Consider the following 13,666-nt stretch of genomic DNA (forward strand, 5'->3'; position numbering starts at 1 on the left):
GATTTAGCTAAGTCCAATCACCCCGTTACCGTTTGTACTGTATTAAAAACTAAAGTTGCTCCCACGTTAATCGCCACCCATCAATCCGGGATGGAACAGCAACGCCCGGATGCTTTGGCTGCTCGGTAGCGACTAATTTTAACGGGATTGTTTCCTGGGTCTGCGCAGTTATAAGACGGTCTGTACGCAAAAAAACTCGCCCCGATGCCGCATCGACCAATTCGACGTGGGCATGAATTACATCGCCAACGGCAAAAGCCCGTTCATTGATCGTAACAGGCTGCACAACCTGAAATATATACAACTGCCCTTCGGTCAAAGAACCCTCGCTTAAACTCCTGGTAACCAGTCGATCTGACTGAACCGTTACTTCGGACGAAACAGGTTGGCCGCTACTGAGTTTCTGCGGGACATCCATCGGACTACTTACCGAATTTGTCGATTCCACTCCATCCACAGAAGACTCATCTTCGGTTAACAGTACGACCGTTGTAGTCGAATCAGCAATAAATGCCAGTTCCGTTTCTCCTGACTGGCTTTCAACAGCAGCCGACATTGTGGCTTCATCTATGTCGAATGATGCCAGAATAGACGCTCGCTCCGAGGAAGGAACGGGCGTTTCAGAATCACTCAGAGCCGCAATATGATGACTGCTTAAGTGGTCATGATAAGCTTCCGGCCGGGTAAGTAATTCTTTAATTGCCACAGTCTGAAATAGATAGGCTCTGGTTTCGGCAGCCCGGTAGGGCAATGCCATTGGATGAACATCGGGATGTTTACGGCTCAATTGCTGGATATAATTCGGCCCGGCATTGTATGCCGTTGCTACCAGCATCCAGGAGCCCAGTTGATCGTACAATTCATTGAGATAGCGGCAGGCAGCATGAGTTGCTTTGCGAAGGTTAAACCGTTCATCATGGCGACGCGATACGCTCAAACCCAACGACTGTGCTGTCTGAGGCATTAGCTGCCAGAAACCAGCCGCGCCTTTCCGTGAAACAGCCCGGTTTGTTACAGCGCTTTCAAGAAGTGGTAGAAACTTAAAATCAGACGGAATTCGATACTGTTTAAGGATTGGTTCAATCAGCGGAAATACGACGGCAGCCCTACGTTTAAGCAAAGTCAGGCTACTGGCCAATGCGGCTTGCCGAATAAGGGTTCGGGTCCAGTGCGTAGAAATTGCCGGGTGATTTGTAGGCAGATTTTCTCCGCAAAAATTAACAACCTTCTCAAGGTTGATTTTGGAAGAAAATGAAGCTTCAGAGGACAGATTGCTCGTATTGAGCGCTAGAAAATGGCTGGTTTGGGCAACGGCCGACAGGCTGGCAAGGGTGATTAAGCAGCCGATTCCGGCTGTAACCATCAGGATCAGTTTCGTCATTGACAACAGTGGGTACGATTGGTACGCTTTTCGGCCGTTCACGTTGAACGGCAATCGATACTCTGCGGCATCTCGCTCCTCTTCCTGTTCTGTCTTTGCTGCACTAATCCAGCAGCCGCACTACAAAATTCTTTATTGAGTTATGTTTAATCACCTTTACCAATCGACCATTCTGGTAGAGGTACTCATCTTCCCGGTCATTGAGCATAGCTCGGTATGTTCCGGGAGCTTTTTGAGTAAAGGCAAAATAATCGCCAAAGTACTCGGCATACACCCTGCTGCGTCCAGTAGGTTCGTAAAAGTACAATGAGGAAACGGAAAAATCAATGTTTTGCGACTCCGTTGCCTGCCGTTTGTACTTGTATTGGTCGGCAGAGATGTCATAATGATCACCTTTCCATTCAGTCCGTGATGCGTAATTACCTCGATTTGTGTGTGCTTCGACGGTTGACAGCGTTAGTTTTTTGCCCTCGAACTGGCTAATGACCTTGTAATAAATTTTCACAGTATACACCAATAATGACACGTTCACATCGCTGATAAGCGTGTAAGTCGTACGATTACCCGCCTGTAGCTGGCGAATAGCAGTCATCGTTCCAACGCGGATTCCGGCCATTTCAATGGCATAATGGTGAGTTTCGGCGGGCCCTGGATTAACGGAGATTTGAGCATAAACAAAGCTCAAAGGATAGACTGAAACCAGTAAGGATAAAAAGGGTATTTTCAGATTCATTAGGAACAGAAAGTGGCGTTGCTAACCTAATCATGCTATTCTTTCTCAAAACTATAGAGTAAGATAAGTTATATTATTTACATTTATTAGCCAATATATTCCATTACTATTCACGATCAAGAGATCCACAGGCCACGCAAAAAAAATGAAAAAACTGTCATACTGGGCTCGCCAGCATTCATGGTCGGCCATCTCGCTGATAATTATTCTGGAAATCATAAAAGGCTGGATAGGCGTACGTTTTGGCTTTCGCTTCCTTCCGGCACTTCCAGGCTTGCTCATTGAGCTTAGTGTAGTTGCCATTGCGATAGGTGCTCTAGCGATTGAGAAAAACTACTTTCGCCAAGCAGCAACACCCTTTCTGACAAAAACAGGAAGCTACGACTTACGCGTACGAAGCTCATTCTATCTGTTTACAGCCAGTTTTATACTGTCAATAGTATTGGGCAATCGTTGCCAGCATTTCGTCACTCCTCAAAAAAACAGTTTCTCAGTATGGGCAGCCAGTAGTCGGGTCGAAGGCGCCATCGATGGAGTAGAAAACCAGAAAGAGATAAATCCCGATAACCATAGAAGCACACGTCTCACCCGTAAAGCACTACGCGAAGAGCGACGGTTATCACGCCAAAAGCACAATCAACGCCCGGCAAATGCCGATACGGCAGCCTACATCCTCCTTTTTCTAGTGGGTGTGGGCCTGGCCTTTCTGGGTGCTGGTTTAGCTTGTAATTTAAGTTGCTCCAATCAGGGACTTGCAGCCGTATTGGTTGGCTTACTGGCATTAGGCGCTTTTGCAGGAGGCATCTATTTTTTAGTCAAAGCGTTTCGGCGAAAATCACCGAAAACGTCTTCGTCAATAAATTGACAAAACAATATGGCCTTCCAGAAGAAGTTTACTGGAATGAGGTGCGTCTATATGGTTTGAATACCTTTACACGTTGATGCCATAGGTTACTACCTGCCATTTTGTTGTGTTTATGTTGAACCGTCTTGTTGTGTTTCTCGGCCTGTTTTGGGTGCTGACATCCGCCTTTGGCCAATCGATTGAGCGTTACTCGATTATTCCTCGTCCAGCCCAACTCGAACCCCGTGCCGGTGAGTTTATCATCAGTCGTTCGACTACTATTGGCGTGCCAATTGCCCAGCCCGACCTCAAAGCGATAGTCGACACATTGGCAAATCACATGAATCGTAGCACCGGCATGAGCCTGTCTGTGCGCAATGTCAATAAATTGACGGTGCCGGAAAATCTGATCGAGTTCATCCCCTCTACGGATACAACCCTTGGCGACGAAGGTTACCGAATCGACGCCACCAACAAACTCATAACCATTGAAGCGTCGAGCCCTAAAGGTTTTTTTTACGCCGTTCAAACACTGTATCAATTGCTTCCACCAGCGATTTTTGCGACAAGACATCCAGTACCGGCCACAAACCTGACCACGCTTTCGATTCCGGCCTGCCGCATTCAGGATCGGCCACGCTATAGTTACCGTGGGCTACACCTTGACGTTGGCCGGCATTTCTTTCCGGTTCCGTTGATCAAAAAATACCTGGATCTGATGGCCATGCATAAGTTTAACAATTTCCACTGGCACTTAACTGATGATCAGGGCTGGCGAATTGAGATTAAAAAGTACCCGAAACTAACGCAGATCGGTGCACAGCGTCGCGAAACCATTGTCGGCCACTACGATGATTATGATCCACAGGTATTTGATGGAAAACCCTATGGAGGCTATTACACGCAGGACGAGGTTCGTGAAGTTGTTCGCTATGCTGCTTCCAGGTATATTAATGTGGTCCCGGAAATCGAATTACCCGGTCATGCGCTGGCCGCTTTGGCCGCTTATCCTGAACTGGCCTGCTCCCCCGGCCCCTATCAGGTAGCGACCAAATGGGGCGTTTTTGATGATGTATTCTGCCCAACAGAAAAAACATTCTCGTTTTTGCAGGATGTACTGACGGAAGTAATAAATCTGTTTCCGGGCAAATACATTCATATCGGCGGGGATGAATGCCCTAAAACGATATGGCAAAAGAATGCGTTTTGTCAGCAGCTAATTAAACGCGAAGGGCTGAAAAACGAGAATGGCCTGCAAAGCTATTTTATTAACCGCATCGACAAATTTGTGACCTCAAAAGGTCGACGAATAATTGGCTGGGATGAGATTCTGGAGGGAAACGGGCCCAGTATTCGGTTATCGCCCAACGCTACAGTAATGAGCTGGCGCGGTATAAAAGGCGGCATACAAGCCGCCCGCCAACAACACGATGTTATTATGACACCGGGCCAGTTCTGTTATTTCGACCATTTTCAGGGCGATCCGGCGCAGGAACCAACGGGATTTGGCGGTTCACTACCTTTGGCTAAAGTGTATTCGTATAACCCCACACCGCCCGAACTAACGACCGCCGAAGCCACCCACATTCTGGGAGCACAAGGCAATATCTGGACGGAATATATCAGTACCTGGGATCAACTGAACTATATGCTCTGGCCCAGAGCCGCTGCCCTTGCCGAAGTAGTCTGGACCCCACTGAACCAGAAAAATTACGAGGATTTTACCCGGCGATTACCGGTACTCTTTGAGCGTTTATCAACGCTGAACGTTAATTATGCCCGCACGTTTTATGACGTATCTTTCTCCGCCAAACCAACGGCCGATGGAAAGGTTGAGATTGCGCTATCAGCAGACAAACAGGCTCCGCAAATTCGCTACACACTCGACGGTAGCATCCCTTCCGGCGAATCGCTCCAATACGAAAAAACGCTTGTTTTAGACAAATCAACAACGATCAGGGCGGCAACGTTTGCCGACGGATCGCCATTGAGTCAGCTAGCCAAAGTGCGGAAAGACTATATTGTCTCGAAAGCGACCGGAAAGCCATACACTCTTCTGAATGCGCCCAGCGCCGGGCGACCCGACAAAAACTACAGCCTGACCGATGGCGTTACTGGCGGCATGGGAGGCTACGAAGTAGCTGGTGTCGTGTCGTTCAGCAATGATATCAACGCCGTGATCGACCTTGGCCAGTCAAAGTCGATCGAGAGCGTTCGGGTGGGTTTCCTGAAATACACTGCGAAGAATGTTTGTCTACCCAAACAGGTTGAAATCTCGGTTTCGGAAGATGGAAAAACGTTCCAGCTCGTACTCACGGCCAAAACCAATGCTGCAGAATCCGGAAAAAGAGGCTTTGTACGATTACCATTTGACTTCTCCCCTATCACATCCCGCTACGTACGAATTATTGCCCGGAACATCGGACGGGTGCCCGCCGGATTACGGAATCCGGGCAAGGCAGCACAGTTAATGGTGGACGAGATTGAAGTAAGGTGATTCAGACTCAGCATAGAAATGAGGCAATTCCCCCATAAATCACTAGCCCGGCAATGTCCCATAGCAATATAGTTATCGGAAAACGTGTACCTGAATTGAGAGTAGACTTAGTATGTGTCGTTTTCATTGGTTAAAGGAAATAGTTTAGCGAAAAATGGATTTCACTACTATTTACACCAGCGATATAGTATTGGATTTCAGCAATTTGTTTTTCTTTATCCAGCGTTATACCTATCTGCCAACTAAGCACAGACGCCTATGGCAACAGCTTAAAAAGTGATACAGGTTTCAGCGGATCAAGCACACGATGGCAAATATCAATTCAGGAAATCGCTCCAGTTCACATCGGCTCCCTACCCTAAACAAAAAAAATCAGCCGCTACCTGACTTAGCAGGGCGGCTGATTAGTTATTGAGGATCATGATCAGCGTTGAGCTACATTCATTGTAGACATGCCGTCAACTAGTTGACTTCAATCTCGCGTTTAGCATCGATCGGAGCCGAAGTCGACAACAAAATGGGATAATCCATTTTGTCCTTACCGCTGACAACCGAAACCGTATACTGACCGTCGGGTAGTTCAGTCAGGTTTAGTTTGAGTCGGAATTTGGTTGTTTTTTTAGAAACAACCTGATCCCATACCAGTTGGCCATTCTTATTTTTAATTTTAATAACACTAGGTTGATCGTTAAGCTTATCAACCAGCACATAAACCATGGCTTGATTATGTGCCTTAAAAACAGCAGTCCGAAATGCTTCGTCTGGACGATCACCCGTTGGACGGGCATTGGCTGATTGGGCCGTAAGAAGCAGAAGTCCACAAAATGCACCGAGTAAAATCAGCGCCAATACGACAGAATAGAGGAAAGTTTTCATTAGCTTATTTGTTGTTGTTTGTTTCTTGTTCGATTGAACGATACAAAAGTAGGTGCCTTCAATACGGCTAGCCAACGTCAATGAACAACTGGTAGAATTCACTGTATAACCCACGAGAACTACCCCTTGAATCGCAATACGAAGGAATCTATAACCTGCTCTCCTTACGAATATAGAGCGTGTTGTCAACACATATTTTCAATCCAGGCGGTCAGAATTACGGTTCAAGCCTTATTTATCCCGCCTTACCGCCTGGTGCATTTTTCGAGGAGAAAATTGGTCTTTAATTCAAAGGCGTATAATTTTAGAACTATGGACATCCTGATTGTTGAGGACGAATTTCTGGCCGTTCAGAAGTTAATGAAGTTACTGAGCCTGAGCGAGTATCCTGCTGACGTAATCGGCGTTACTGATGGTATTGAATCAACCGTTGAGTGGCTCCAGACGCACCCTCAGCCCGACCTGATTTTGATGGACATTGAACTGGCAGATGGGCAGAGCTTTGAAATCTTCAATCTGGTTACGATCACTTGCCCGGTTATTTTTACCACCTCCTACGATGAATCTGCGATTAAATCATTCAGAGGTAATAGTCTGCATTATCTGCTTAAGCCAATCAAAAAAGAGGAATTAGACCAGGCACTCCATAAATTTCAACAGGCATCCGTAGTCAGGCATGTTACCGCAATCGATATTGGTCTACTTATCGATGATCTCAAAAAACAGAATTGGCAGGAAACCGCCAGGAGTCAGTTTCTGGTAAATCATGACCAGCAAATGATTCCCATTGATACAGCCGATATTGCCTATTTTTATACCAGAGGTAAGGCAACCTATCTGTGTGGTAAAAACAAAACCAGCTACCTGATCGATTACGGCCTCAACGATTTGGAGAACCTACTTGACCCAGCTTTCTTTTTCCGTCTTAATGACGAATTCCTGGTTCAGACAATGTCCATTTCGCGTATTCATCACTCCCTGAACGGGCGGCTTAAAGTAGACCTGAACCCTGGAATAGAACACGAAGTACTAGTGAATCGCGACCGTGCCAGCGAATTTACCGAATGGCTAAGCAGATAAAATGCAGAAACTGAACGATAAGTGGATGCGCATTGTCGGTGTTCCGTTGCTGGCCCTGGCGGGTCAGTGGATGATGTATGGCTATACCAACATGCCATACCCCGACGACTGGCGTATTCCGTTCTTTTTCACCCTGGGAACCATTATTGTCTGGGAATTGAATCGATGGGGCATTATCCTGTCGCGCCGACATTATCCCGAACTCGCCCAAACCCGCCAGCGGGTATTGTATCAGCTCATCTGGTTTTTTATTTTTTCGAGTATCATCCGAATTACGCAAACGTTTTTCTACCATATCATAGGGCTCTGGCCATCGGAAGACTACCTGCTTTTTAAGCCCTATTTTTTCAATACCCTCGTATCGGTCGTCGGAACGATCCAGGTTGCAGCCTACTACGAAGGGGTTTATCTGTATCAACGCTGGAAAGTGTCGTTTACCGAAGCGCAGGAATTAAAGAAAGTGAACCTTCAAAGTCAGCTCGATTCACTGAAAACCCAGATAAATCCGCACTTCCTGTTCAACAACCTGAACTCGTTATCATCGCTGATCACCAGCGATGCCGAACAGGCCGAGCGATTTCTCGATGAACTCTCGTCGGTATACCGCTATTTGCTCCAGCAGAATAATCGTGATCTGTGCCCGCTTATTGACGAAATTTCATTCATTAACGCCTATTTCCACTTGCTTAAAACCCGCTACGGGGACGGCATTTTTATGGAAAATACAGTGGAAGGGACTTACATGCGCTACCTGATTCCACCGCTGACCCTACAGATTCTTTTCGAGAATGCCATTAAGCACAACGTCATTTCGGTGAATCGCCCGCTAACAATCAGGCTCTACACTCAGGACAATAACCTGTATGTGGAAAACAATTTGCAGAAAAAGAAACTGGCCGTTCCGTCTAATCAGATTGGGTTGCAGAACATCATGATGAAGTATAAGCTACTGGATCATTCGTCGGTTATAGTACATCACGACGACGAGAAGTTTCTGGTCCGCGTGCCTTTAATCTCACCCGCTCTGGAAATTGTAGCTGCCGGATGAATAGCAACACCCCGAAAATTCTGGACTTTCGGGGTGTTGCTACTACCGTCAAAAAACGATCTGACAACCTACGTTATGCGGCTTTCAACCGCTGAATGATGGCTTTAACGGGTGTTTCGGAAATAACCCGAACAGTATGCTCCAGATCAAGCGGAACCGACAGGTAATCGCCCGCCGATAATTGCACCAGCTCTCCACCGATGGAGCATTCGCAACGACCCTCCAGAATCAGGAAACTCTCCTGCTCATCGTGATGATCTTCTGGATTGATGCTGTGGCGCACCCAGACTAAAAACAGTTCCGCTTCCTGATCCTGCCGGAGCACATGACCGAAGATATTTTTGTACGTTTCGGGAGGCTGAATCGCTTCAACCGTCCGCTGCCACTGGTCAGCATCGGAGAAGGCATTAATGAGCGGCAAATTGTTTAAATCGAACGTTGGCGTTTCTCCAAGTTGGCTCAGTGTCATCATCACCCGGCTTTTCAGAGCCGGGCTGGGCGTAACGGGTTCGTCGATAGCATAATTGGCCAATAGCAACGTAAGCCGGTCCAGCTCATCGCGAATGGCCGGATAAGTACGCGCTAACTGTTCTAACTCCGCGGCTTCATCAGGGCTAAGTAATCCTAAACAATACTGTTCAAGTTGATCGGACTGGAGGTATTCCTGCTCGTTAAATCTCATCGGTCAAATAGGTCTTTCAGTTGTTGCAATGCCATACGGGTACGGGTTTTAACCGTACCTAATGGCATTTTCAAATGGTCGGCTACCTCCTGTTGAGTATAGCCTTCAAAATAAATCAGGTCAATCATCTGGCGAAGCTTCGGGTCGAGCCGGGCTACGGTGTCGCTTACGCCAATGTGATTAACATTGATTGCATCGGATATAGCGTTCCTATCTGTATGTACACTATCGGCCAGTGTTTGGATGTCGGTATGATCCGAATTTCGTTGCGAACGCAGGAAATTGATGCCCGTATTACGGGCAATGTTTAGTATCCACGTAAAAAGCCGCCCCTTACCGGCATCATAACTATCAATGTGTCTCCATATTTTTACGAATGTATCCTGAAGAACATTTTCGGCTTCGTCATTATCTTTCACTACTTTGCAGATGATAGCCAGCAAGGTAGGCGCATATCTGTCATAAAGAACAGAATATGCCTTCTGGCTACGGGCTTTCAGAGCCTCAACCAGTTCATCCTCAGGAATAGTCGGTGGCTTTTTCATAAATAATCATCCTTATAAATAGCGGGTTAATCAGGCGCTAACATGCAAAATAAATTCTGGTATCAAGCCGACTCCCAGAATTTTTAGTATGCGGTTACTAGGCATTTACGGGCAAAGGTTTGTTTTTTTGCACAATAGACCGCTTCTTGTCAATATATCTTCTTCTTCAATGTCAGAAAACGTACCTCAACCCGTTTCGTCGGTCAATGAGACCACAGAACCAACCGAATTTAAACGCTCACTGAGCCTGATCGACTCTACCCTGATTGTTTCGGGTTCGATGATCGGTTCGGGTGTTTTTATAGTCACTGCCGACATGGCCCGTAACCTCGGTTCATCGGGTTGGCTGCTGATGCTTTGGGTATTAACCGGCGTGTTAACGGTGGCCGCAGCACTCAGCTATGGCGAACTGGCAGGCATGATGCCCAAAGCAGGCGGGCAGTACATTTACATTCAACGTGCTTATGGCCACCTGACGGGCTTCGTATACGGATGGACCGTTTTTATGGTCATCCAGACGGGCACCATTGCGGCCGTAGCGGTAGCCTTCACAAAATACACCGCGGTCTTTATCCCGGCATTGGGTCCCGACAATGTTTTACTGGCGCTGGGGCCGGTTAAAGTTACACTGGGCTCACTCTTCGCCATTGCCAGCCTGGTATTACTTACCTGGCTAAACAGCCGGGGCGTACAGAGTGGCAAATTGATTCAAAACGTGTTTACATCGGCCAAATTGATTGCTCTGCTTGGTTTGATTGTCATCGGAATTACGATCGGACTGAGCAGTGGCTTGCTCTCAACCAACCTCAGCAATGCCTGGGATGCGAGCAGCACATCGGCTACGGGCGACGTTATTCCGTTAGCGGGCATGGCCCTGATTCTCGCTTTTGGCACCTCCATGATTGGCTCTTTATTTTCGGCCGATGCCTGGAACAACGTAACGTTCATTGCCGGAGAAATCAAAAATCCGCGCCGAAATATTCCGCTCGCTCTGTTTTTCGGGACGCTCATTGTCACAACGATCTATTTCCTGGCTAACGTTTCCTACCTTTCTCTGTTGCCTCTCAAAGGCTTACCAACAGCTACGGACATTGTAGGCCGGGGCATCCAGTTTGCCGACGCCGACCGTGTTGCAACGGCGGCCGTCGAAACAGTTTTCGGAAATGTAGCCGTTGCGATCATGGCCGTTCTGATCATGATTTCGACCTTTGGTTGTAATAATGGATTGATTCTGGCCGGAGCACGACTCTATTATGCGATGGCTAAAGATGGTCTGTTTATCAAGCAGGCATCGCACCTCAACAAAAATGCCGTTCCGGGCCGGGCATTATGGCTTCAGTGCATCTGGGCATCCATTCTGTGTCTTTCCGGGAAATATGGCGATCTGCTCGATTACTGCACGTTTGCATCGCTCCTTTTCTACATGGTCACTATTGCGGGTCTGTTCCGGCTTCGGCGTACCGAACCAAATGCAGAGCGGCCTTACCGTGCGTTCGGTTATCCGCTTGTGCCAGCGCTCTATATCATTGCAGCACTGACTATTTGTGCTATTCTGCTTTACACCAAAACCTTCAATACAGGTATGGGCCTGTTAATTGCAGGGTTAGGGATTCCGGTTTATTACCTCACAACTCGAGGGCGATAGCCTGCCTAAAGCCAGATTCTGTCCCCGTGATCGATGAGAACAGAGCAAGCCCATTTTATAAGCAGACGGCAATTTATGGGTTCGGTAGCGACAGCCGGGCTAGTACTGCCTTCACTGGACTTTGCGGCCACTGAGCCCTTGCCTCCGATGGCTGGCAAGGGTTCAACAATCTGTATATTCTCCAAACATCTGCACTGGTTATCCATACCAGAAATGGCTGAAACGGCCGCTAATCTGGGATTTTCCGGCGTAGATCTGACCGTTCGGAAAGGTGGGCATGTTGCCCCCGAACGTGTTGTAGACGATCTACCCAAAGCCGTATCGGTTATTCGGACAGCAGGTTTAGACGTACCCATGATCACGACTGACGTGATTAGTCCGGACGATCCGCTTACCGAACCGATCTTAAAAACGGCAACCAGACTTGGCATTCCTAATTACCGGACAGCTTACCTGAATTACGACCGGGCTTTAGGGGTTGCCCAAAGCCTCGACCGTTATAAAGAGCAGTTGCAGAAACTGGCGGCTTTGAACCAGAAATATGGGATTCACGGTGCCTATCAGAATCATGCCGGCACACGAGTTGGGGCAGCGGTCTGGGATTTGTGGGAGCTCATCAAAGACATCGACCCTCGCTGGCTGGGCTGTCAGTACGATATCAAACACGCCGTTGCAGAAGGCGGCATGTCGTGGGTCAATGGATTAGATGTTCTGAAAGCACACATCCGGTGCATTGACATCAAGGATTTTATCTGGGTGAAGAAATCCGATAAATGGCACGATCAGGTTGTGCCACTTGGCGAAGGTATGGTCGATTTCAAGGCGTACTTCGCGCTCCTGAAACAATACAGTTTTTCGGGACCAATGTCAATCCATTACGAGTTTCCGCTGGGCGGGGCCGACACGGGCCAACGGCAGCTTACCATGCCCAGGGAAACCGTTTTAGCCGCCATAAAGCACGATCTACAAACGCTTCGTGGCTTTCTTAAAGCGGCCCAACTGGACTAAAGGCAGCTAAAATAACGGGCCAAATGGCATTGTCAGTGTAGCATGCGACGTAAATAACTACGGATCAAGTGGATCATTGGGGTCCATATGCAGGCTTTCCAGCGTCGGGTAAAATTCGATGTCGTGCAGTGAAATGCGTTTCTTGTCTCGATACGGCAGATAGCCTAACTCCCGGCGGTTACGCTCGTCGAAGGCTGTATTATTGGCGTACTCTGTCTGGCTTTGTGTCGTTGTAAATACGCAAATTTTATCGGCTGGAAAACCATACCGGATCATCAACCGGTTGGCGTTCCGAAGATTGGTCGTTGTATGTCGGGCGTGAGGGTCGATGATGATAGCGAATTCAGGAATGGCATGTCTCTTAATCAGGTATTTCTTCATTTCGACAGCTTCTGCATACGGTCCGCGAAAGGGATAACAATAACCCCCACTCACCACAATGAACGGTGCCCATCCTTTTCGATATCGACCAGCAACCAAATCCAGCCGCATTTTATTGAGTGGACTAAGGGGCGTCGTCGTAAGCTCGGGTCCGTTACCAGGTACGACGATAGCCGCGTATCTGTAGTTTTTCCAGATTGTCTGTTTCACCTGTGCATATGCCTTCTGGTTGTCACGATGTTCCATCGGTTCGTGCCGGGCGGGTTCGTCGCGATCGTTTACATCCATCAATTGCATCGCTACCGCCAGCGAAGGTTGGTAAAATAGTGTCATTGTATCGGCCTGTTCGGCCAGATAAGCAAACAAATCTTTCAGAACGGTCCCGTAGTAGCGCCCATTAACGGGGTAATTGGCCGAGTCGATACGTGGATACCGCATTTTTTTTCCTAAGCCAAACTGGTCGATACTGTAGTTAATACCAAGTATATATTGCCCCCAGGCCCGCATCAGCAACTCTTTGTTAGGCAGATTGGTGAAGCGTTGGTACGTACCTGATGGTCGGAGGTGATTATTGACGAGTTTATCGAATATATCGTTGTTTTGTGCATAGAGGGTCTGCATCGCTGTGATAACCTGAAGCGAATCATTGGTCGACCAGCGGAATCCGGTCATCAGTGAGCCCGGCGTTCGACAGGTATCCTGGGCATGTGCTTTGATTAGATCGGCCCGTTTGCGCAGTATGGTTTGAAGTGTAGTATCCCGCTTGAGCAATTTCTGTACTGCCGGTGTGCGCTGAATAACCGTGAGCAAATAATAGTTTTTATCAGCCACTTTATTCTCCGTACTCAACAGGCGGTAGGCTGGCTGAAACCCGTTTGGTGATTGAGCCAGAAGGGTATGAAATGTACTGCAAAGCAGCCCAATAAAAAGTTTCTTGTTCATGGTA

General features: G+C 47.7%; 12 protein-coding genes. 6 read left to right on the top strand and 6 right to left on the bottom strand.

The window, feature by feature from the left end:
• Nucleotides 1-49: 49 nt before the first annotated feature.
• Nucleotides 50-1,381 carry a lytic transglycosylase domain-containing protein gene (locus GJR95_RS09235; RefSeq protein ID WP_162385591.1) on the bottom strand — a complete coding sequence of 444 codons (1,332 nt, stop codon included), beginning with the start codon at nucleotides 1,379-1,381 and terminating at the stop codon, nucleotides 50-52.
• 103 nt (nucleotides 1,382-1,484) lie between these two features.
• Nucleotides 1,485-2,114 (bottom strand): DUF6134 family protein, encoded by a 630-nt coding sequence (locus tag GJR95_RS09240; RefSeq protein ID WP_162385592.1) that lies wholly within the window; start codon nucleotides 2,112-2,114, stop codon nucleotides 1,485-1,487.
• A gap of 145 nt (nucleotides 2,115-2,259) precedes the next feature.
• Between GJR95_RS09240 and GJR95_RS09245 the strand changes: the two genes are divergently transcribed.
• Together GJR95_RS09245 and GJR95_RS09250 are read left to right on the top strand one after the other, a co-directional pair.
• A complete protein-coding gene (locus GJR95_RS09245) occupies nucleotides 2,260-2,979 on the top strand; it encodes a hypothetical protein (protein WP_162385593.1) in 720 nt (239 codons plus the stop codon).
• 112 nt (nucleotides 2,980-3,091) lie between these two features.
• On the top strand, nucleotides 3,092-5,455 hold the full coding sequence (locus GJR95_RS09250; RefSeq protein ID WP_162385594.1) for a glycoside hydrolase family 20 protein: 2,364 nt from the start codon (nucleotides 3,092-3,094) through the stop codon (nucleotides 5,453-5,455).
• 462 nt (nucleotides 5,456-5,917) lie between these two features.
• On the opposite strand, the gene GJR95_RS09255 is transcribed toward GJR95_RS09250, so the two are convergent.
• The gene (locus tag GJR95_RS09255) at nucleotides 5,918-6,331 is read right to left on the bottom strand and encodes a hypothetical protein (RefSeq protein ID WP_162385595.1); all 414 of its coding nucleotides are present in this window, start codon (nucleotides 6,329-6,331) and stop codon (nucleotides 5,918-5,920) included.
• Nucleotides 6,332-6,643: 312 nt separating this feature from the next.
• On the opposite strand from GJR95_RS09255, the gene GJR95_RS09260 reads away from it, so the two are divergent.
• Together GJR95_RS09260 and GJR95_RS09265 are read left to right on the top strand one after the other, a co-directional pair.
• Entirely contained in the window at nucleotides 6,644-7,411 is a 768-nt protein-coding gene (locus GJR95_RS09260) for a LytR/AlgR family response regulator transcription factor (RefSeq protein ID WP_162385596.1), read from the top strand.
• A 1-nt stretch (nucleotide 7,412) separates the two neighbouring features.
• Nucleotides 7,413-8,459 (top strand): sensor histidine kinase, encoded by a 1,047-nt coding sequence (locus tag GJR95_RS09265; protein ID WP_162385597.1) that lies wholly within the window; start codon nucleotides 7,413-7,415, stop codon nucleotides 8,457-8,459.
• Nucleotides 8,460-8,532: 73 nt separating this feature from the next.
• On the opposite strand, the gene GJR95_RS09270 is transcribed toward GJR95_RS09265, so the two are convergent.
• Nucleotides 8,533-9,141: a cupin domain-containing protein gene (locus GJR95_RS09270; protein WP_162385598.1), complete on the bottom strand. Its 609-nt coding sequence runs from the start codon at nucleotides 9,139-9,141 to the stop codon at nucleotides 8,533-8,535.
• The gene (locus GJR95_RS09275) at nucleotides 9,138-9,686 is read right to left on the bottom strand and encodes an RNA polymerase sigma factor (protein ID WP_162385599.1); all 549 of its coding nucleotides are present in this window, start codon (nucleotides 9,684-9,686) and stop codon (nucleotides 9,138-9,140) included. Before GJR95_RS09275 ends, GJR95_RS09270 begins: the two co-directional genes overlap by 4 nt.
• A gap of 169 nt (nucleotides 9,687-9,855) precedes the next feature.
• On the opposite strand from GJR95_RS09275, the gene GJR95_RS09280 reads away from it, so the two are divergent.
• Together GJR95_RS09280 and GJR95_RS09285 are read left to right on the top strand one after the other, a co-directional pair.
• On the top strand, nucleotides 9,856-11,331 hold the full coding sequence (locus GJR95_RS09280; protein WP_162385600.1) for an APC family permease: 1,476 nt from the start codon (nucleotides 9,856-9,858) through the stop codon (nucleotides 11,329-11,331).
• Nucleotides 11,332-11,364: 33 nt separating this feature from the next.
• Nucleotides 11,365-12,339, top strand: a complete 975-nt coding sequence (locus tag GJR95_RS09285; RefSeq protein ID WP_162385601.1) for a sugar phosphate isomerase/epimerase family protein — start codon at nucleotides 11,365-11,367, stop codon at nucleotides 12,337-12,339.
• A 57-nt stretch (nucleotides 12,340-12,396) separates the two neighbouring features.
• On the opposite strand, the gene GJR95_RS09290 is transcribed toward GJR95_RS09285, so the two are convergent.
• The gene (locus tag GJR95_RS09290; RefSeq protein WP_162385602.1) at nucleotides 12,397-13,662 is read right to left on the bottom strand and encodes a YdcF family protein; all 1,266 of its coding nucleotides are present in this window, start codon (nucleotides 13,660-13,662) and stop codon (nucleotides 12,397-12,399) included.
• Nucleotides 13,663-13,666: the final 4 nt, after the last annotated feature.

Source organism: Spirosoma endbachense (genome assembly GCF_010233585.1).
Lineage (GTDB): Bacteria > Bacteroidota > Bacteroidia > Cytophagales > Spirosomataceae > Spirosoma > Spirosoma endbachense.